Raw genomic sequence first — 21,003 nt, 5'->3', positions numbered from 1 at the left:
CCCATGCGGAGGGATAATGATACTTCCGTCCAGCCATAGCTTATCGCAATGGGGGCGGCTTGCAGCGATCCTGGAAGAGGTTTGAAGCCTATGAGGACGGTTAACCACTGTCCGCCGGATAGGGTTAATGGAAGAGAAGCAACCAAAACAGAGGCGAAAACAGAGATGCGTACATGCGGTTATGTTCGTTGCGCATCTCTGTTTTTCAGCTTTGATGGATTAATGGGAGGTTATTATGAACCATAAACTCATCCGATACAGCATGCAAATCGCTATGATAAGACAGTTACTGGCTTTATCATTGATTACCGAAAACGAATTTCTTTTGATAAAGAACAAAACGATGCGGGATTACGGCATCATTTCGGACCTTACTTCTTGATTCGCACATTTGTCGGTCCGCCCATCTCTTATTAAACTGATGGCAAGTAAATAAGAATGGAGGACAACATCATGGCTCTTGAAGTGCAAGTGATTAAAGCAAGTCGGAAAATATCGGATCGCAACGCCGGAAAGTTATCGGATATTCTTCGCGTCGCCCCTTATGCCCGCGTAAGTACCGACTCTGAGGAGCAATTAAACAGCTACAAATCGCAAGTCGCTTATTATACCGATCTCGTTAGCAAACGCAGCGACTGGGTGTTGGTTGATATTTATGCGGACGAAGCCATAACCGGGACACAGGTAACGAAGCGCGAGGATTTTCAACGCATGATTAACGATTGTATGGATGGGAAAATTGATATGATCATCACGAAGTCTATCTCCAGGTTTGCAAGAAACACGCTGGATACGTTGAAATACGTCCGAATGTTGAAGGAAAAGAATATCGCCGTATTTTTTGAAGACGAAAATATCAATACGCTGACCATGGACGGCGAATTGTTGCTTGTCATTTTAAGCTCCGTAGCGCAGCAGGAAGTGGAGAACATTTCCGCGAACGTGAAAAAAGGCCTGAAGATGAAAATGAAGCGCGGCGAACTGGTAGGTTTTCAAAGCTGTCTGGGATACGATTACGATGTGAATACGAAAACGATAACCGTTAATCAAGAAGAAGCCAAAATCGTCCGCTACATTTTTGAACGATACACATCGGGAATCGGCGCTTATGTTATTGCAAAGGAACTGACTGAGGCTGGACATAAAACCAAGTACGGAAGAGTCGAATGGCAGGACACAACCATTCTTGGTGTCATAAAGAATGAGAAGTACAAAGGCGACTTGTTGCAAGGAAAGACATTTACCGTTGATCCAATTTCCAAGAGAAGACTGGACAATTACGGCGAGGAAGATCAGTTTTATGTCAAAAATCATCATGAGCCGATTGTCAGCGAGGAAGTATTTGAGAAGGCGCAGGATATATTGCATCGAAGAGGCGAGAATCGCCGCCGCGGCGCAAAAGGCAAACGGGACAAGTACAGCAGAAAATTTGCCTTCAGCAGCAAGTTGGAATGTGCTTTCTGCGGAAGCAATCTCTCGCGGCGGAACTGGCACAGCGGAACCCCGCACGAGAAGGTGATTTGGCAGTGCGTGACAGCCACGAAAAAAGGGAAGAAATACTGCGCTCACAGTAAAGCCTTAGAGGAAAAGCTGATTGAGGGTGCTTTTGTCGAATCGTACAAATTGGTGTGCCGCAATAATTCGGACGTGCTGGACGAGCTTATGAAAAGAATGGAATCGGTGTTTAGCGACCAGAATAATCAAAAGCGACTGAACAAAATTAACAGCGACATTCAGGCGACGGAGCAAAAACGTTGCAGACTGATTGATTTGTGCCTGGATGAGAAAATTGACAGGACTACTTACGAACAGAAGTATGCGGAACTCGATACTTCGCTTACTAAATTGCTTGAAGAAAAGGAACTGCTGAAGCAATCCGCGCAAGATGAAATAGAATTGGGAAAACGGCTTGAACATCTTCGCAAAGTGCTTCAAACGAATGAGGTTCTGACTACATTCGACCGAAACGTATTCGAAAGCATTGTCGATAAAGTTATTATTGGGGAGAACTCCAATCAGGAAAGTCCCGAGCCGTACAAACTGACCTTTGTATATAAAACAGGCTTTCATAACAGCATCCAAAGCAAGATGCATAAGCAAAAAAAGTCCATGCGAAGTGAAAGGGGGAAAGTGCCTTCCTATTCTGAGCACAACACATGTGGAGTGCGTGGTATTGATGCAAAATGTAAAAAGCAAATAAGCGCCTGAAAAACGGCTTGAATACAGGGTTTTTCGATGATTTGCCGCCCGCCGAAAATGTGCTTTTTGGCGGCGGAGGCACAGGGAAGCCCTGTATTTTTGTTTGCGCAACTGTTGTGGAAACACATCCACAGCCTTCCATGGCGGCTTCCTACAGGCGGGGTTGTGTAGACGGAAAAGACGGCGGTTTGAAAGTGTCTAATACGTTCGAGGTAACATGTCTACAGTGATTTTTAGTTTTTTGTATATTTCTCTCGCCTCCGCCACGTTATATCACGTTAATATTGTTGATAAAATGTTGATTTGCGAAAAAAGTCGGCTTACAAAAACAAATATATTTATATTTTGCGGAGTTGCGAATTTTACAACTCCATTTTATTTGTATTTGGTAGCACAAGCAATCTTACGAAAAAATACAAAGGAAAAATAGCCGTCAATTCTCTGAACCTAACCATTGAGCAAGGTGAGCTGTTTGCTTTATTGGGTCTAAATGGTGCAGGAAAAACAACCACAATAAAAATGCTATCATGCCTTACTAAACCAACAAATGGTGATGCGATAATTTTAGGCAATAGCATTATTTCAAATCCAATCAAAGTAAAAGAATTGATCAATGTTTCACCTCAGGAAACTGCAATAGCCCCGAATCTGACTGTTCGAGAAAATCTTGAATTTATCGCAGGTATATATGGAAGTGACAAGAAGCAGTCTAAGCAAAAAGCCGAAGATATCATCTCCTCTTTTGAATTATCTATAATAGTATTACGGAGGAGAAGGCGAAAACCTTATCGGGCGGTTGACAAACTTTATGGGAAAGGAGAAACGGTTCATGTTACGCAAATAGTCGGCAGGAATAACATCGATAAGTGAGGGTAATATATTAGGCGTTTTTGGTTTATGTAGAAAAGAAGGCTGGAAAGCTGAGAATTTATAATATCGAAACTGTCATTGGCTCGAAAGATGGTTACGCTTTGCAGAAGGAAATCTGCAATTTAATTTTTATGCGCGATGTGTTCCATCATATTGAAGACCCGGTTTCCTATTTTGCAAAACTCTGGGAGAGCATAAAACCAGGCGGACGGATAGCAATCATTAAATGGAAAAGGACAAAATTGGGTTATATTGGCTGTTTTGGGCACTATGCGGCGGCAGAAGAGATAAAAAGAACTTTTGAAATATATTAAATGACTGTTTACTCAGAAACCCCAATGATCTTATATGTGCAAACCCAGTTTCGCATATAACAACCAAAAAGAAAATTTTATTCGGGTTTCGTATCCTTATCCACAATGTTATACCAGTTTTTAATCAGTCCGCCCATAAAAAGATTGAACATGCTGGTTTGAAATGCTTTCCCTTTTTTGATGTATTCGGGGTTTCTTACAATGGGTCCAAAGGCTGAAAAATAGGCCAGGATTGCTTCGTTGTCGAGGGAGGAATCTATGTCGCCTGCCTGCTTGCCTTCGTCAATTAACTTAATTATTTTCGGCAGAGCACGAGCAGCGGTCATTTCCTTAATAATCCTAAGAAGCTCCGGGTCATCCCATGCCGTAGTGTGGATGAACTGCTCCCCAATCTTTTCCCTTCCCGTAAGCTTTAAACTCAAAAGTCTGAGCAGTTTTTGATGAAAAGGCAAGTCACTGGATAGGATGGTTTCATATTCCATCATAATAAATTCAATCCATGAAAGCATTGCTTCTTTTGCCAGTTCCTCTTTATTCCCAAAGTATTTGAACAACGTAACGCGGGATACGTTTGCATGAGCCGCAATATCGGTAATGCTTACTGCTGTAATTCCTTTTTCAGCAAATAGCTTCTGCGCCGCCTTTATAATGGAATCCCGTTTTTCTTGCGCCTTTTTCTTATATCCGTTCATACATGCACCTGCCCTTCTCATTCAGTATAACAAAAAATGAACCAAAGTAAAATATAAGTTCATTTCCGTTGACTCGAGAGAAAAAGAGGAATATAATGAACTTGAAACGCATATCGGTTCATTGTTTGTGGGAGAGGTTATTCATATAATAGCCGCATTTGGATTAACGATGCGATACGGAAGTGGGAAAGGCATATTCGGCCTGTTTTTTACAATCAAAGAGGAGGAAGTGTTTGGAAAATTAGGCACCAACGGGGCGGGGAAAACAATGGCCATCTGCATTTTGCTTGGCTTTAGGAAAGCAAATCAAGGCTCATGCTCGGTATACGGACTTAACTGCTGGAACTGGCGGATATTCAAAGGAATCTGGGCTAAATACCCAGAGGAATTGTCTAATTAAGCGGCATGAGGGGGAACGGGTTCTTGCGACTCCTTTCTGACATGCGCGCAGCAAAGGATACTGCACGGTAAAAAACAGGCTGAGCGTTTTGAAATCGACACAAACATGTCCATATGGAAGATGGCCAAGGGTATGACGCAAAAGCGCGCCATTATTGCCACTATCATGGATGATCTGGCGAACTATACTTTGGATGAGACCACGAATGGATTTGACCCATTGATACAGAAGAGGTTTGTCGAACTTATCTTTGAAGAAAAGCGCCGGGAGAAAACCATATTCATGAGTTCGCATATGTTTGACGAAATTGAGCTCACCTGTGACCGGGCGGGAATAATCATTCACGATGGAAAGCTTGTAGCGATAGAGGACATTGCGGCGCTAAAGCAAGCGCAGCAGAGGAAATATATCGTTACATAGGAAACAGCCAGGGATGTCGAAGTCTTGAAAGATGCGGGATTTAATTTTGATAATTTGTGACAAAACTAAGTGGAAATCACGGTCAGTGGGAAAGCGGATACGTTCATCAAACAGCTTTCGACGGTATCGGTGGAAATCTTTGATGTAAGCACGCTTAGTCTTGAAAAAAATTAATGCAGTTATATAGACAAGAGGCGAAATGAAATGAGTGTTCTGTCAATTAAGCAATTGGAGGTACTAAAATGTCAAACCATAAAGAAAAAATTTTTCTGATGAAAGAACAGGAAACGCTGTTGATTCCTCTTTACTCTAAAGCTATCGAGAGCCAGCAACCTAATCCTATTCTTGTCGATAGAAAGGCACAAGAGATTTTGGAGCATATAGAATATGACTTCACTAAACTAAAAATCCCTAGAAAAACAACCTTACTACTTTGCTTAAGAGCGAAGAAGTTAGATGACTATACGCGAGAATTTTTATCCTGTTATCCAAGGAGTATTGTTATTCATTTAGGATGTGGTCTTGATAGCCGTTGCATCAGGGTCGATAAAGGCGAAGCGGAGTGGTATGATTTAGATATGCCTGGCGTTATAGACCTTAGGCGAAAGTTCTATAAGGAAACAGATACGTATCACTTGATTCCTTCTTTCGTTACCGACTTTAGTTGGATAGACGAAATTTTGTCAAAAGATCGCCCCGTAATGGTAATTGCGGAGGGGTTGTTCATGTACCTGAAAGAGGAAGAAGTAAAGGCCTTGATCCTCAAATTAAAGGAAGCTTTTCCAGGATGCGATCTCGTATTTGATGCATTTAGTACTTTGACGGCGAAGAATGCCCAAAAACATCCATCACTTAACAAAACTGGGGCTACCATTCATTGGGGAATCGATGATGCCAAAGCAATTGAAGAATGGGCAGAAGGTATAAGTTTAAAGGAAGAGTGGTTTTTTACGCTAGCTAAGGAGATTAATAAGTTAGGGTTAGGATATCGACTTGCGTTCAAGATAGCTGGCCTTTTCACAGCATCTAAAAAGGCACATCGAATTTTATATTACAACTTGGGTAATCATGAAAGGAGAAACGGTTCATGTTACGCAAAAAGTCAGTAGAAATTGTATTGATAAGAGAGGTTAGTATAGAAAATTAATCTGAAAACCTTCCAAAGGATATTTTATAAACACGTTTTGGAGGAAAAAATGAATTATATCAATTTAAGAAGATACGGATTAAGTGATAGATTTGAGCAGGAAGCTGCTTGCTATGAAGGTATGTTCTTGGCAAGGGTTTCTGAGCAAAATCATTGTTTGTATAAAGTAATTAGCGAACAGGGAGAACTTCAAGCAAGCGTTTCCGGAAAACTGGCTTATAATGCAGGCGATAGCATGAGTTTTCCGGCCGTCGGTGATTGGGTGATGATTGATAGGCCGGATGGGAATGCCGGGAATGCAATTATTCACCATATACTCAAACGAAAAAGTGCTTTTGTACGAAAAGCAGCAGGTACATCTAATACAACGCAAATTGTGGCGGCAAACATTGATGTGATTTTTATTTGTATGTCATTAAATGCTGATTTTAATTTGCGGCGGTTGGAACGGTATTTGTCGATTGCATGGGATAGTATGGCAATGCCTGTTATTGTCCTAACAAAAGCGGATTTGTGCGATGATTTACAACAAAGGCTTATTGAAATTGCATCAGTAAGCGTAGGAACAGACGTGATTGTATGTTCCTGCATGGAGGAAAATGGATATCAAAGCGTTAACTCCTATATTTCCGAAGGTAAAACTATTGCTTTCATCGGTTCTTCAGGAGTTGGCAAGTCTACTTTGATTAACCGCCTTATGGGGAGGGATATCCTTGTTACAAAGGAAATTCGCAAAGATGACGACAGGGGGCGACATGCCACGACACACCGCCAGCTTCTTATCCTGCCGAACGGAGGCATAGTAATTGATACGCCCGGTATGCGGGAATTACACCTTTATGCTGGTAATCTTCCAAAGGCATTTGAAGATATAGAGGAATTGGCTACACATTGCAAATACAAAGATTGTTCCCATGTTGCGGAACCGGGCTGTGCAATAAAAAGAGCAATTGAAGCAGGTGAATTATCGGAAAAACGCTTTGAGAATTATATGAAGCTGCAAAAGGAAATAGCATACGAGGGGCTTAGCTCACGTCAGTTGGAACAAGAAAAAATTAGAAGAATGTTCGGAAGCAAGGGGGAAATGAAACAGGCTATAAGGCGTGCAAAAAATAAAAATAACAGGTAAGATTGATTGTGTAATATTATTTTTGTAAAAGGGAGGAAGAATTGTTTGATTAAAATGGAGTCGGTTCGTTATGCGTAGCAAAGGCTATCGCATAGCATCGAAAACTTGAGATTTGATATATGTATAGCCTTTGCTCATTCCTAAAAAATCGAATTAGGAGGAGCATAATGAGCTATATTAGAGCGATTGATGTATTGCCAGAAGAATTAATAGATAAAATTCAAAACTATGTTGATGGTGAATACATTTATATTCCAAGAAAAGAAGTCAATAGAAAAGCTTGGGGTGAAATGACCAAGAGCAAAGAGGAAATTGCCGCTAGAAATATGGAGATATACAAAAAATACAAATCTGGTGTATCTATTACATCTCTTTCGGAGGTTTATTATTTATCACCTAAAAGCATACAGAAAATTATTGCAAAAATAAAAGCGGAAAACAAATGATAAAGTGCGCCATGGAGTGAAAGCTGCATGGTGCTTTTTTGTTTCTGAAAAGTGTTTGCGGTTGTTCTCCAAAAAAACCTTATATATAATTTACTTAAATAATAACAGCCAAACAATTGATAATGTGTATGCAATTATCCAGTAGTCATTATTTTAAATATAAAGGAGGAGTATGATAATGGAAAAAATAACAATCCACGAAATTGATTTTGCCCTCATCAATGAATTTTTCGTAGAGCTTGAACGGCAGGGACCCGGCAGCCCCGAACAAACCATCAAGGCATTAGGGTTTATCGATAATCTTTCAAACAAAACAAAAATTGCCGATTTAGGCTGTGGCACAGGCGCCCAAACAATGGTTCTGGCACAAAATACAGAAGCAACCATCACCGCCCTCGACCTTTACGCCGGTTCAATTGATAAACTTAACGCAACAGCCAGAAAACTTGGTTTGCAGAACAGAGTAAAAGGTATTGTCGGTTCAATGGATAATTTACCGTTTCAGAATGACGAATTTGATATTATATGGTCTGAGGGGGCTATTGCCAATATTGGTTTTGAAAAAGGCTTGAATTACTGGAAACGCTTCCTCAAAAAAGGCGGTTATATTGCCGTAACATATGAGTCATGGTTTACCGACGAACGCCCCGCTGAAATTGAGAAGTGGTGGTTGGACGCAGTTCCTGAAATGGGCACAATAGGATATAATATTTCCGTCATGCAAAAAACAGGTTATATTCCTGTTGCAGCATTTACGCTACCTGAAAATTGTTGGATAGACAATTATTTTATTCCGCAAAAAGCAAGGCAAGAGGAATTCTTGAAAAAACATGCGGGAAATAAAACCGTTGAGGATATGATTGCATTTTTGAGGCGTGAGGCAGACTTGTATTCAAAATACAAACAGTATTATGGATATGTATTTTATATTGGGAAAAAGATGTAAATTAAGCTCTTTCAAAATTTGCCGAAGGACACCAGGGTGCGCTCATGGGTATAAACAGCGCTGTCGAAATTCTGGGCAAGGTGATGGGGCTGCTTTGTGCGGGGTATTTTTACGAAGCAAATATAGAATTCCCATATATCAGTGGAGCTGTTGTTTATATTGTGGGATTGATTATTTGCATCATTTTGATGCGGGCTGGAAACAGAAAAGCCGGGCGGAAGGACACTGACTGCCGTGAATTCTCCCCTGTTGTCACCGTAGACGGGAACGCAGGGACGGTGATGATGGATGAGCATTCGTAAACCTACCCCGATTTTGAGCTTTGCTATTTTATATCGAGCTGAGAAGGGTTTATGCATTCAACAAAAATTTCCAATCGTTTCTTTGATCTGATCAGGCAATACCCGTTGATCATGTTTTCACAATGTCAATCGTATGCATATGGCTGATTGACATTACGCTGAACGGCTTGTTGCAGATGGAGGTATACACCTTTCTGCTCATCGGCTCGTTTAGTCCGGCTTTGTCTGCCATGCTTATAATGACTGTAATGAACCCCAGCAGATCTAAAGCTTCCTCGCATACCCAGATAATAGCCTTGCCTTTTTTGCAATTTTTGCTGGTGCGTTACGGTGGATTAGCAGGATCTGGTGGGAACATGATATGTCCTGGCAGGTAATTCCCGGCGATATCATTTTGGTACTGATAGCTGGGTATGTGGCTTCTAGCACATTTCCAGCCAGCATCGGTGTACATAAACTTGCGCTACCACGTCTTCAAAGCCGCTTCAGCCCGCTCATAGCAAGTATCATCCTAGGATTTTTCTGGGGTATGTTTCACTGGTCGGGATTATTCATCGGTTATCGAGGTGATTTTTCTTGGTTTTCTCTGTTTATCGTAACCTTTGGCGAAATCGGATTGGCTATCATGTATACCTGGCTTTACAACAGGGTGAGTGGCAAAAGCTTACTGCCGTTTATTCTACTGCACGCGTCAATGAATTCAACAAACGATTATCTGCCGAGAACATCCCTGGTACAATATATTTTTCTTACCATCATAATCATTGCTATGGTGTTTGCCGACCGTATGTGGAAACGGCCGCCTATCCAAATAGATGTAATAACGCAAGACACAAATCAATAGAACAAAGGGCAAACCCGGTGAAAACCGGGGACGCAAAGCCACAGGGTCTAAAGTGCTTGTAGCACTATGATAGCCGGTTGCTGCATTAACTACGTGTCAAGACCTGCCCTTTTTGCGGCAGGTCTTTCATTGTGTGGCGTGCCCAGCTAAGCACGCATTATCTAACTGGTGAAAGTCCAGTCGGGGAAAGTGCCAAGACGCCCCGTAGCTAGGATGCCTGCGTAGAGAGAAATCTGTGCGCAGAAGCGCATCGAAGGAAGTACCTTTCAGAGAAAGGGCGAGCGAGTTACCAGACCGTAACATGAAGTGAATCTTGCCGTGTCGTCAAAAAGGCCTCGCAAGAGGAAATAAGAGGAGCCGAGTCCCGCGCACATGGACGAAGGCCACGGAAGATGTACAGAACTTGGAACAGCATCGAAAAACCTCTCGGCGTAGAGAAAACGGTATGGTAACAAAGATAATGCAGTGAACTGGGGAGACCCTCCCCTGCACAAGGGAACTTGTAAAATGAGAGCCTATAAGTCCTAAAGGTGAAATGGTAATCTGCAGGAAGGGAGTCAGAGAAGGCTATACTACCAAGGAACAGCAGGACAATACAATCTGCTGGAGGGAAGGGCCTCTAAGTTTGTCAAAGTAATTAAATTCCATCAGTTCACCTCCAATAACAGTTTACAATTCCTGTCAGGGCGGTGAAACAATAAGGAGAGATTTTCATGAAATATGAAATAGGTCAAACAACTAATCAGCACTGCAGTCATGAACGAATCGTATCAGTACATAGCGAAGGACCCCATAATGCAGATATCTACAACAGCAAATTTGAATGCGAAACTGCTTAAAAGCAAGCAACTTAAATAGATTATAGATTACTTAATTTGTTTCATTGACAAAATTTACTTTCTTCAAAAAAGTTACAAAAACTGAAGAGGATGTGATGGCCGTTGAATCAGATAGAACAAAAAAAGAAGACAGGAACATTTTTTATGAACCTGAGCAGTGAAGAAAATTCGGCATGACAACACCTGCCGAACTTAAATTGAGGCTGAGCGTATGGCGGGTGCTGCCGTGTAGGTTGGAGCTGACGAGGTTGATGTGGTAACTATCAAAAAAAATTTTAAATCCTCTTGCTTGTAACGTTACGTAACATGATATGATGAAATAAATAATGGAGATGAAATAATAATGGAGGTATTAGGTTTGAGTAAAGAAAAAGAGAAATTATTTACGGTTGGCGAGCTTGCCCGAAAATGTGGCGTAACAGTACGTACTTTGCAATACTATGATACAAACGGGCTCCTGGTTCCAAGCGAATACACCGAAGGCGGGCGGCGTATGTATGGCAGGCGCGAGATAATAAGATTGCAGCAGATCCTCTTTTTAAAATCAATGGGCTTTTCATTAGAAGAAATACGCGACAGACTGCTGCCTGCTGAATCGTCTGAGGAACTGGAACAGATATTCAAACAGCAAAAAGAAGTGCTTATTGGACAGATATCACATATCCAGGAAACTGTAAAACTGATAAATAAGGTTGTAGATGAGATCAAATTGGGCAAGGAAGTTGATATCGACAGACTATTCGCCATTATAGGGGCAGCCCGGATGGGGAATCCTTATTCCTTCATGATTCGCCACTTTAGCAAAGACCAGATAGAGTATTTCTTTGACCGTTTTGAAGATGAAGATGCTGCAGCTGAATTCAACAACAACTCACAAGTACTTACTGCTGAACTTGTTGAACTATACCAACGAAATGCAGACCCGGAAGGCATCGAAGCCCAGAAGCTTGCAGCCAGATGGTGGAATTTGGTGATGTTATTGGTAAAAGACAACCCTGCGTTGCTTCAAAATATATTCGCAATAGGTGGAAATGAGGACAATTGGCCATCAGATGTCAAGGAACTGAGAGAAGCCATTAAGTCATTTTTAGGGCGTGCACTCAGTGCTTATTTAAAAAACAACAATATAAAATTACCTTTTATGGAGGAAAGATAAATATGGATGAATATATAGTATATGTTCAAGGCTTAATCAAACGCTACGGCAGTATCACAGCCGTAAATGACATCAGCTTCAAGGTGAAGAAAGGCGAAGTTTTCGGATTGTTAGGGCCAAATGGAGCTGGTAAAACTACAGTTTTGGAATGTTTGGAAGGCATTAGGCAACCGGACGGTGGCGTGCTAAGTGTCGGCGGCTACAATCCACAGTCGGATGAGAGGCAGCTGCGCAAAATACTCGGTGTGCAGCTGCAGTCTTCGTCGCTGCCTGATGGAATACGCCCGGGAGAAGCTATGGAATTAATCTGCGCCTGGCACGGAATATCGCCACGATTTGACCTATTAAGACATTTTGGGCTGGATTCCCAAAGTAAGAAACAGTACCGAGAAATGTCAACGGGACAAAAACGACGCCTGCATCTTGCGTTAGCTCTAGCCTGTGACCCGGCTGTCGTCATACTTGACGAGCCGACTGCCGGTCTGGATGTGCAGGGCAGGGCCCAACTTCATGATTCCATTCGGGAATTAAGAACCACCGGGGTCACTTTCCTGCTGGCTACACACGACATGGCGGAAGCAGAATCTTTGTGCGACCGTATTGCAATCATTATAGGCGGGCGCATCGCTATAATTGGAACCCCGGCACAGATTACCTCAACCGGGCCCGGAGAAACGAGGATTATATTGCGTACAAAAAGAAACTGTCTGCTGCCCGGCAGAAATATAGGCAGTGCCCGTTTCTTAAATCAAATGGAGGATTACGGTATATGGTTGTGTCATGATGCAGCTGCATCAGTTATGGAACTTTTAAAAGAAGTACAGCGGGCGGGCGATTCAGTTGAAGATTTGAGAGTGGAGCGGCCTTCTCTGGAAGAAAGATTTATTGAACTTATAGAAAGGGGTGTACAACAATGAATACGTTTTTTAAACATCTTTGGATCCAGTTTAAAATCGATATCCGAGAACGCGGCACTTTAATGACTTATTACCTTGTACCTCTTATTTTCTACGTCATTATGGGCACCGTGTTTTCTTCCATAAATCCTTTGGCCAGACAGACGCTGGCTGCAACCATGGTCATATTCGCCGTAACAATGGGAGCTGTACTCGGTACACCTGTACCTATAGTGAAAATACGCGAATCCGGCGTGCTGCGCGCCTATCGCGTTTGCGGCATACCGGGATGGGCAGTGCTCTTCATCCATGCGGTTAGTGCATTCCTACATCTTCTGATTATTTCAATTTTTATTTTTGTTACCGCCCCTTTGTTTTTTGGTGCCAGTTATCCCCAAAGCTTTTTTGCATATTTTTTAGTTCTTTTTATTCTTCTGTTTGCCACTATTGCACTTGGGTTGTTTATTGGCGCGGCAGCACGGAACCAATCCATAGCGATGATGTTTTCGCAAGCGATATTTTTGCCAACGGTGGTGCTCAGCGGGATCATGTTTCCCGCATCCATGCTCCCGGTACCGCTTAGAATGATAGGGCGCTTACTTCCTGCTACTTATATTATGCAGTCTTTCTCGGTTTTCGCCTTCGGGCTGCCCACCGATATGGATGCAACATTATCGCTTTTGATCGCAGCCTGTATTGGAGTAATAGCCGCAGGTTTGACTGCAATAAGGTTTAGGGCGATAGGAAAATTGATATAATTAAGCACGATAATCAGACAACCGATCAAAAAGGAGACATTTAATCCGACATTCATTTTATAGCTTTGTAACTCTTTTTACTAAGTTTAGCAAATAGGAAGTCCGGTTTCTATCATCCCAAACAGAAAGATGGTAATCACATTGCATTCCATATCTCCAAAAGTAAAGACAGGAGCATTCTTGATAAACAATAAAAATTCGGCATGACAACACCTGCCGGACTTAAATCATAGCTGAGCGTATGGCGGGTGCTGCCGTGTAGGTTGGAGCTGACGAGGTTGATATTGTATGGTCTGGACTTCATGCAATATCAAGCGGTTCTCTGCCAATATACATAAGGCAAAAGCTATACGCCGGAAAAGATTCCATCCCCGTATAAAAAAGCAATACAGCACAAAAAGCGACGACGACCCTTAGGCGGGGCGCTGCTTGATAGAATAGTTTTTGCGGCCGAGTTTACGAATTTCAGTAAACTCGGCCGCTTTTGTCTTTGCGCCTTTTTCCCTGGGTGTCGCAGTCCTCCCCGCCTCCTTTCCCTGACCTTTCGGGAAAGGAGGTGAAACTGGATGGACAAGGAGTATTTCATTGAACTAAACGGCAGGCAAATTCCGGTCAGCAAGGAAGTATATTATGCCTTCAAGCGCCCTGCTTGGAAAGAACGCAAGCGCAGGCAGGTTCGGGCGGAAAAGGAGCTTTCGATTGAAGCGTTTGCGGATGCCGGGTTTGAGATTCCTTCCGGTCAGGCGCTTGTTGACGAGATCGTCGAGGACAAGCTGTTATTGGACATGCTGTCCAAGGCGCTTTCGGAACTGACCGACGAGGAGCGGTTTCTGATTGATGAATTATTTTATCAGGAGAAGCCGGAACGCATGGTTGCCAAAGAAACAGGGGTTTCGCAAAACACAGTAAATTACCATAAAAATAGGATATTGGAAAAACTCAGAAGGCTTTTGGAGAAAAAATTTTAGCTTTTTCTCTATCACCCGCCCCTTCACTTTCCTTTGGATTGTGAGGGGGTTTTTCTTTTCTTTGAAACGGAGGTGAAGGACATGAGAAAAAGTGTGAATGCCGCTTTGATACAAAACGAGGAAACGACGGAAGAATTGGTAGGCATCCTGACCGCAATCAGCGTGGTGTCAAAGCGGCTGGCAAAAAAGCTGGCGACGCTTGAAAAACCGCCTGACGAAGGGAGGGACGAACCGGATGGAACAGCCGAAACCGCTGTTGCCCATGCCGATTAAAGCTAAGCCCTACAGGCATCAGATCAACGCTTTTAACTTTGTATGCGGCAAGTTCGGCTTGATTCCATCGGTGGGTATGCCTTCTCTCGGTGCGGCTCTGCTCATGGAAATGGGCACCGGCAAGACCATAACAAGCATCGCGGTCGCCGGCGCTCTGTATCAGGCGGGCAAAATCCGCAGGGTTCTGGTGGTGGCCCCGCTCTCAATCCTCGGTGTATGGGACGAGGAATTCGCCAAGTTCGCGGATTTCGATTACGGCCTTGCGGTTCTTGAAGGCAGCGCCGCAAAGAAGATCGATACTCTTCGGCACATGCGCGGCTCTCCCCTGCAAGTCGCGGTGATCAATTATGAATCGGCATGGCGGCTGGAAAAGGAGCTTGCCGCATGGAACCCCGACATGATTATTGCCGACGAAGGCCACAAGATTAAAACCCATAACATCGCCGCTTCAAAGGCCATGCACCGGCTGGGCGCAAGGGCAAGGTACAGGCTGCTGCTCACAGGGACGGTCATTACCAACAAGGCCATCGACGTGTTCAGCCAGTATAAGTTCCTCAACCCTTCCATCTTTGGCCAGAGCTTCTATGTGTTCCGCAACAGGTATTTTGATATGGTCGGCTACGGGAACCACACGCCGGTGCTGAAAAAATCAATGGAGCAGGATTTGATGAAAAGGCTTCACAGCATCGCGTTCCGGGCGACCAAAGCAGAATGCCTGGATTTGCCGGAAACCACCGACATTGTGCGGCATGTGGAGCTGGAGAGCGCCGCCATGAAGATTTACCTGGATCTGGTCAGGGACAGCTACGCGGAACTGGGCAAGGGCGAAGTGACGGCCACAAATATACTTACGCGCCTGCTCCGGCTGTCGCAGATAACCGGCGGCTTTATAGGCGGCGACGAAGGCGGCCCTGTGCAGCGCGTCAGCACGGCAAAGCAGGAGGCGCTGGAGGATATTATTGAGGACGTTTTGCAGAGCGGCAAAAAGCTGGTGGTTATGGCGCGGTTCATACCGGAGATCAATGCCATTTGCAGGCTCCTTGAGAAAAAAGGCATCGGGTACTCGCTCCTCATGGGCGGAGTGAAAGACCGGGTGGAGCAGGTGGCGGCGTTTCAAAACGACCCGGAGGTTCAGGTGTTTGTCGGACAGATAGCCACAGCGGGGCTCGGCGTGACGCTGACAGCCGCCAGCACGATGGTTTTTTACAGTCTGGACTACTCTATGTCCAATTTCGAGCAGGCCAAGGCGCGCATCCACCGCGTAGGGCAAAAGGAAAACTGCACCTATCTGTATCTGACGGCAAAAGGCACCGTCGATGAGAAAGTGCTGAAAGCTTTGAGGGATAAGGCAGATCTGGCGAGGATGCTGGTGGACGATTACAGAAGCGGGCTCAATCCTTTTGCGGCAGGGGGTGAAAAAGCATGATCGAGCAAGCTGAAAAAATGTTTGAACTGGCAGAACAGCTTAAGGAACTCAAAGACTTGAAAAAATCCGCCGAGCAGGAACTCAAAGAAATCAACGACAGGATCGACGAGACGGAGTACCGTCTGTCGGAGCTGATGGCGGAAACCGAAACGCAGAACTTTACCCGGGGCGGCGTGATGTTCTACCTGACCGGCACGACGAGGGCGTCGGCTGCCGCGGGCCGGAAAGAGGAGCTGTACTTAGCGCTCAAAAAAGCCGGGTTTGGCGATCTGGTCTATGAAACGGTCAACGCCAACTCCCTGTCGGCCTTTGTCAAGGAGCAGATGGAAGAGAACAACGATGAGCTTCCCGGCTGGCTTTCAGGACTTGTGAACGTCTTTGAAAAGACTACGGTCGGAATGCGCAAGGCTTCAAAATAATCAATTTAGGAGGTTTTCAGAATGTCAAGCAAAAAAGAAACATCGTTAACAAAGCAGGACAACGGTTTTTTAAGGCTTGCCGATTTCAACATGGCAGGGATGATGGCGGAAGAGCTGGACGGCCTGGATATGAGCTTTGAGCGGATTAAAATCCCGTCGGCGGGCAGCACCGTTTTTGAAGTGCCCGGCGAAAACCCGGGCGAGCCGGACACCGTCAAGGAATTTTCAGCGGTGATCCTCTATCATCATCCGCTTCATGCCTATTACAAAACAAAATATACCGGAGGAAACCAGCCGCCCGACTGCGGAAGCTTCGACGGTTTAACCGGCGAAGGCGACCCGGGCGGGAATTGCAGTACCTGCCCGCTGAACCGGTTCGGCACAGGCGAAAACGGCAGCAAGGCCTGCAAGAACCGCCGCAGGATCTATGTGCTGCGCGAGGGGGAGATTTTCCCGCTGCTTTTGTCCCTCCCCACCGGCTCCCTTAAGGAATTTACCAAATACATCAAGCGCCTGCTGTCCAAGGGCAGGAAATCCAACAGCGTGGTGACGCGCTTTTCCTTGAAGAAAGCCACAAACAGCGGCGGCATTGCCTATTCGCAGGCGCAGTTCTCCATCGACAGGCCGCTGACGGCCGAGGAATACGCGCTTATCGGCAGGCTGTCCGAGCAGGTCAGGGAGTACAGTAGGCGGGTTGGCTTCGAGGCGGACAACACCGTGGAAACGGACACGGATGAAGAGATGTTTGCGGATCCCGAAACCGGCGAGGTAATAGAACCTTTGAAATAAGGATGACGCTGAAGGCGCGGGGGCAGGATTCATTCCTGTTCCCCGCCCCAAGCGGAGAGGAGGGACTATGGAATACGGATGCGTGACAGATTTAGATAAACTTCAGAACTATCTCGGCGGAGCGTGTCTGATTGCATTCGACTTTGAAACCGCGCCTCGGGAGGAATACCGCAGGGATGAAAAGGCGGCGCTGGACGCCCATAAAGCTGACATTGTCGGCGTGAGTTTCTCCGTTTCCGAAGGAACGGCCGTTTATGTTCCGTTAAGGCATAAAACCGGAAAGAATGCCGGTTCGCCGGATAAGATCATGCAATGGCTGGCAGAGAGGGTGTTTGCCAATCGAAAGGTTGTAAAAATCGCTCACAACCTGAGCTTCGAGGCGATGTTTCTGTACGCCCTCGGCGTCGTGCTGCAGCCGCCCTGCTATGACACCATCGCGGCGGCGCAGATGACGCTGAAAAGTAATACAGCATTCAGAACACTGTCTGACAGCGGGCTGAAAACGCTGGCGCAGGAGCTTTTCGGCGAGGAACTTCCAGGCTTTGAAACGGTGACGGCAGGTAGGTATTTTGACGAACTGGATCCGCAGGCCGAAGAAACCGTCCGCTATGCCTGCGCCGACAGCGATTATGCCCTGCGGCTGTATCACCTCTTCAATAGCTGGTTTGACCGGTATCTGCCGAAGCACCGATTCATTGTTGAAAAGCTTGAATCGCCCGCGGCGGTTTACTGCGGGCTTATGAAGCATAACGGCCTGCTTGCGGATAAGGAACTGATGCTTAAAAAGCAGGCGGAGGCCGAGGAAAGGATTAAGCAATTAAAAGAAGAGATCGCTTTTATGACCGGCGACGTGAATATCGGGGCGAACGCTTCAACCTCGGCTTTCAAGAAATATCTGTACGGCGATTTGAAGCTGCCGGTATTTAAAACGACGGCCAAATACCAGGAGGCTATGGACGACGAAGCCATGATCCTGCTTTCCGAGTGGTGCTGTGAAAACCGGCCGGAGCTTGCGGCGCTGTTTGAACTGGTGCAGGAGTACCGCAGATGGGGAAAAATCAAATCCACCTACATAGACGGGTATCTGGAGCATATAAACAGCGTCACCGGCAGGATTCATCCTGATCTGTTTCCGCTGGGCACCGAGACGGGACGCTTTGCGGCAAGGAACCCGAATTTGCAAAACTGCCCCCGCAAGGACAACGACCCTGTCGGCGTGCGCAATTTCTTCATTGCCCCCAAAGGGAAGGCGCTGCTCTCTCTGGACTTTTCCCAGATCGAGCTTCGTGTCGGCGCCTTCTATTGCCGGGACGAGCGGATGCTGGAAACCTACAGGAACAATGGAGACATCCACGCCCAGACGACATCGGTTATCTACCGCATCCCCTTCGGGCAGGCGGCGGACAAAAACGCCGAATATTACAAGGAACGCCGCGCTATTGCAAAAAACTGCAATTTCGGGGTGTTCTACGGCCTGTTCCCTAAAGGGCTTCAGCGGAACCTGAAATTCAAGGCGGGACTGGACACGCCTCTGCCGGAATGCGAGAGGATTATAGCAAACCTTAAAGCGGGTTATCCAAAGCTTGCCCGGTGGCAGGAGGAAACAAAAAAGCGCGCGGCGTCAAGGCGCTATACGGAAACCTGGCTGGGCAGGCGGCGCTATCTGCCGGATATTGCTTCTGCCGACTGGGGAAAAAAGAGCTTCGCCGGGCGGTGCGCGCTGAACACTCCGATACAGGGAACGGCGGCGGATATTTTGAAGCTGGCTCTGGGGCGCATCATTGAGGGCCTGCCGCAGAGGATGTGGCTGCGACCGGTTTTGCAGATCCATGACGAGCTGGTGTTTGAGCTTCCGGAGGACAAGGTGCGCGAGGCGGCAGCGTTCATTAAGGCTTGCATGGAAGAGCGGCCTTTTGAGGAGTTTGACGTGCCGATCCTTGCGGAAGCCGCGGCCGGAGAAAGGTTTGGGGAATTAAAAGAAATAACGGAGGAGGGTTAACGCATGGGCATAAGCAAATACAACGCCGAAGGATACCTTGATCTGACGGCTTATGAAGCGCTGCTGGCCATTGAGCGGGAGGCCAAAAAAGCGGCTTTCCGCCCGCTGGTGTTCATCTGCTCGCCGCTGGCAGGAGACGTTGAGCATAATTTGGAGCGGGCAAGGCGCTGCTGCCGGTTTGCCGTAACGAAAGGCGCAATACCGCTGGCGCCCCATCTGCTGTTCCCGCAGTTTATGGACGACAGCGACAAAGCCGAAAGAAACCTGGCCATCTTCATGGGATTGGTATTGCTCTCAAAATGCCATGAACTGTGGCGTTTCGGCAATAAAATATCCCCCGGCATGGCGATAGAACTGGAAAAGGCAAGGCGGCTCGGCATCCCGATCCGGCATTTTAGCGAACAATGCGCGGAGGTGAAGGAACATGCAAGGGGTTAAAGCGCTTGACATTCCCATCGAGGAGTTTTTGCGCCCGTTTTTCGACGCGGGCGAAACGGTCTGCCTGCGGGTATTCAGCGACCGGAAGGACCCGGCCTTCAAGGGCGCGAAGCTTGAGTGCCCGGCGGGCAGGATCGGAAGCATGATGGAAACCTTGAAAAAGCATAACGCAAAGAACAGGGGCATTTTCTTTGTCGTCAACTACGGCGGCCATGAGGATGCGGATATAACCCGCATCAACGCCCAGTTTGTGGAGTGCGACAGCCTGAGCTTCGAGGAGCAGCTTGCGGCAATTGAAGCGTTTCCTGTGGAACCGTCGCTTATCGTCAAAACTAGAAAATCATTGCACACATACTGGCTGATGAAGAATGGCAAAGTTGAGGATTTCCGCAGGGTGCAAAAACGCCTGATAGCCAAATTCAACGGCGATCCGGCCTGCATCAACGAGAGCCGGGTGCTGCGCCTGCCGGGCTTTTGCCATTGCAAGGAAGAGCCGGTCATGGTGGAGTGCATCAAATTCAGCCCCGAGCTGCGCTATACGCAGGCAGAGCTTGAAGCGGCGCTGCCTGAAATCCGGGAAGAACCCAAACCCGGCGCGCCCGCTCCGAAAGGAACGCGAAAAGGCCTTGAGCTGGTCGGCAGGCAGTGCCTGTTCATACAGCACTGCAGGGAAAACGCAAAGACGCTCCCTGAGCATGACTGGTATGCAATGATCGCAAACCTTGCGGTTTTTGAAGGCGGAGACCGGCTGATTCACGCCCTGTCAAAACCGTATCCCAAGTACAGCCGTAAAGAAACGCAGGACAAGATCAATCATTTTCTGGAGAGCGGCACCAAACCCATCACCTGCAGAACGATTACAGAAAAGGGCTTCAAGTGCCCGAGGCTTGAGGACAATTCATGCGGCTGCAAGGCTCCGGCCGCACTCTGCTACAAGCCGCTTTCCGTGGAGGAACTGCGCGAATTTCTGTCCGGGCAGCCGGTTGCAAAGTCGGCGGTGGACAACGTGCAGAAAGCGCAGGATTTTGTCCGGGAATTTTTATACAATACGGACTCTGTTGTCGCAGCCACGTTCATTGAATACGAAATGAAGGAGCATTTCGGCCTGAAAGCCGGAGCGGTGAAATCCCTTTCCGCATTGCAGAAGGATCTTTTCAGGGAATACCGGGAGAGCAAGGAAACAAAGCGCGAAACCATGGGCGAAGAGCTGCCGGATTGGTATGAACCCTCCGAGCTGTAGGAATCGATGATAAAATCCCCAATATAGCCGGTTGAAAATTCCCCATAAGTAGGGGAAAATCTCTCCCTGAAGGGAGAGAAATCTATGGTGAAG

General features: G+C 46.2%; 21 protein-coding genes, 1 pseudogene and 1 riboswitch. Of the genes and pseudogenes, 21 read left to right on the top strand and 1 reads right to left on the bottom strand.

What is annotated here, in order from left to right:
* Positions 1 to 453: 453 nt before the first annotated feature.
* The 3 genes and pseudogenes from VF724_RS17585 to VF724_RS17575 all read left to right on the top strand — a co-directional run bounded on the left by VF724_RS17585 (position 454) and on the right by VF724_RS17575 (position 3,383).
* On the top strand, positions 454 to 2,208 hold the full coding sequence (locus tag VF724_RS17585) for a recombinase family protein (RefSeq protein ID WP_371755547.1): 1,755 nt from the start codon (positions 454 to 456) through the stop codon (positions 2,206 to 2,208).
* A 363-nt stretch (positions 2,209 to 2,571) separates the two neighbouring features.
* Positions 2,572 to 2,996, top strand: a pseudogene (locus VF724_RS17580) (ATP-binding cassette domain-containing protein); the annotation flags it as partial.
* A 93-nt stretch (positions 2,997 to 3,089) separates the two neighbouring features.
* Complete coding sequence (locus VF724_RS17575; RefSeq protein WP_371755546.1) at positions 3,090 to 3,383, top strand: methyltransferase domain-containing protein; 294 nt, start codon at positions 3,090 to 3,092, stop codon at positions 3,381 to 3,383.
* Positions 3,384 to 3,460: 77 nt separating this feature from the next.
* Here VF724_RS17575 and VF724_RS17570 read toward each other — a convergent pair whose 3' ends face one another.
* Positions 3,461 to 4,075, bottom strand: a complete 615-nt coding sequence (locus VF724_RS17570) for a TetR/AcrR family transcriptional regulator (RefSeq protein ID WP_371755545.1) — start codon at positions 4,073 to 4,075, stop codon at positions 3,461 to 3,463.
* A gap of 532 nt (positions 4,076 to 4,607) precedes the next feature.
* On the opposite strand from VF724_RS17570, the gene VF724_RS17565 reads away from it, so the two are divergent.
* The 18 genes from VF724_RS17565 (at position 4,608) to VF724_RS17480 (ending at position 20,910) form a co-directional block, all read left to right on the top strand.
* Positions 4,608 to 4,895 carry an ATP-binding cassette domain-containing protein gene (locus VF724_RS17565; RefSeq protein ID WP_371755544.1) on the top strand — a complete coding sequence of 96 codons (288 nt, stop codon included), beginning with the start codon at positions 4,608 to 4,610 and terminating at the stop codon, positions 4,893 to 4,895.
* 242 nt (positions 4,896 to 5,137) lie between these two features.
* Complete coding sequence (locus VF724_RS17560) at positions 5,138 to 6,004, top strand: class I SAM-dependent methyltransferase (RefSeq protein ID WP_371755543.1); 867 nt, start codon at positions 5,138 to 5,140, stop codon at positions 6,002 to 6,004.
* Between the two features lie 87 nt (positions 6,005 to 6,091).
* Positions 6,092 to 7,171, top strand: coding sequence for a ribosome small subunit-dependent GTPase A (gene rsgA, locus VF724_RS17555; protein ID WP_371755542.1), 1,080 nt, complete (start codon positions 6,092 to 6,094; stop codon positions 7,169 to 7,171).
* 167 nt (positions 7,172 to 7,338) lie between these two features.
* Positions 7,339 to 7,617 (top strand): CD3324 family protein, encoded by a 279-nt coding sequence (locus VF724_RS17550; protein ID WP_013777973.1) that lies wholly within the window; start codon positions 7,339 to 7,341, stop codon positions 7,615 to 7,617.
* 178 nt (positions 7,618 to 7,795) lie between these two features.
* A complete protein-coding gene (locus VF724_RS17545; protein ID WP_371755541.1) occupies positions 7,796 to 8,563 on the top strand; it encodes a class I SAM-dependent methyltransferase in 768 nt (255 codons plus the stop codon).
* Between the two features lie 44 nt (positions 8,564 to 8,607).
* Complete coding sequence (locus VF724_RS17540; RefSeq protein WP_371755540.1) at positions 8,608 to 8,865, top strand: hypothetical protein; 258 nt, start codon at positions 8,608 to 8,610, stop codon at positions 8,863 to 8,865.
* 361 nt (positions 8,866 to 9,226) lie between these two features.
* Positions 9,227 to 9,709 (top strand): CPBP family glutamic-type intramembrane protease, encoded by a 483-nt coding sequence (locus tag VF724_RS17535; RefSeq protein WP_371755539.1) that lies wholly within the window; start codon positions 9,227 to 9,229, stop codon positions 9,707 to 9,709.
* Positions 9,707 to 9,794: riboswitch (cyclic di-GMP riboswitch) on the top strand. Its footprint overlaps the gene before it by 3 nt.
* Positions 9,795 to 10,906: 1,112 nt before the next feature.
* Positions 10,907 to 11,704 carry a MerR family transcriptional regulator gene (locus VF724_RS17530; protein WP_371755538.1) on the top strand — a complete coding sequence of 266 codons (798 nt, stop codon included), beginning with the start codon at positions 10,907 to 10,909 and terminating at the stop codon, positions 11,702 to 11,704.
* A 2-nt stretch (positions 11,705 to 11,706) separates the two neighbouring features.
* Complete coding sequence (locus VF724_RS17525; protein WP_371755537.1) at positions 11,707 to 12,621, top strand: ABC transporter ATP-binding protein; 915 nt, start codon at positions 11,707 to 11,709, stop codon at positions 12,619 to 12,621.
* Entirely contained in the window at positions 12,618 to 13,358 is a 741-nt protein-coding gene (locus VF724_RS17520) for an ABC transporter permease (RefSeq protein ID WP_371755536.1), read from the top strand. Before VF724_RS17525 ends, VF724_RS17520 begins: the two co-directional genes overlap by 4 nt.
* Positions 13,359 to 13,924: 566 nt before the next feature.
* Positions 13,925 to 14,326, top strand: a complete 402-nt coding sequence (locus VF724_RS17515) for an RNA polymerase sigma factor (protein ID WP_371755535.1) — start codon at positions 13,925 to 13,927, stop codon at positions 14,324 to 14,326.
* Positions 14,327 to 14,407: 81 nt separating this feature from the next.
* Positions 14,408 to 14,599: a hypothetical protein gene (locus VF724_RS17510; protein ID WP_371755534.1), complete on the top strand. Its 192-nt coding sequence runs from the start codon at positions 14,408 to 14,410 to the stop codon at positions 14,597 to 14,599.
* Entirely contained in the window at positions 14,562 to 16,025 is a 1,464-nt protein-coding gene (locus tag VF724_RS17505) for a DEAD/DEAH box helicase (protein WP_371755533.1), read from the top strand. The genes VF724_RS17510 and VF724_RS17505 overlap by 38 nt, the downstream gene beginning before the upstream one ends.
* On the top strand, positions 16,022 to 16,444 hold the full coding sequence (locus VF724_RS17500; RefSeq protein ID WP_371755532.1) for a gp33 family protein: 423 nt from the start codon (positions 16,022 to 16,024) through the stop codon (positions 16,442 to 16,444). Before VF724_RS17505 ends, VF724_RS17500 begins: the two co-directional genes overlap by 4 nt.
* A 21-nt stretch (positions 16,445 to 16,465) precedes the next feature.
* A complete protein-coding gene (locus VF724_RS17495) occupies positions 16,466 to 17,233 on the top strand; it encodes a hypothetical protein (RefSeq protein ID WP_371755531.1) in 768 nt (255 codons plus the stop codon).
* A 67-nt stretch (positions 17,234 to 17,300) separates the two neighbouring features.
* Positions 17,301 to 19,232, top strand: coding sequence for a bifunctional 3'-5' exonuclease/DNA polymerase (locus VF724_RS17490; protein ID WP_371755530.1), 1,932 nt, complete (start codon positions 17,301 to 17,303; stop codon positions 19,230 to 19,232).
* Between the two features lie 3 nt (positions 19,233 to 19,235).
* Complete coding sequence (locus VF724_RS17485; RefSeq protein ID WP_371755529.1) at positions 19,236 to 19,670, top strand: DUF7768 domain-containing protein; 435 nt, start codon at positions 19,236 to 19,238, stop codon at positions 19,668 to 19,670.
* Positions 19,657 to 20,910 carry a DNA-primase RepB domain-containing protein gene (locus VF724_RS17480; RefSeq protein WP_371755528.1) on the top strand — a complete coding sequence of 418 codons (1,254 nt, stop codon included), beginning with the start codon at positions 19,657 to 19,659 and terminating at the stop codon, positions 20,908 to 20,910. Before VF724_RS17485 ends, VF724_RS17480 begins: the two co-directional genes overlap by 14 nt.
* Positions 20,911 to 21,003: the final 93 nt, after the last annotated feature.

The organism is Ferviditalea candida, from assembly GCF_035282765.1.
GTDB classification, from domain to species: Bacteria; Bacillota; Bacilli; order Paenibacillales; family KCTC-25726; genus Ferviditalea; species Ferviditalea candida.
Note: the sequence above shows the minus strand (reverse complement) of the source record. Positions and strands in the feature narration are given on the sequence as shown.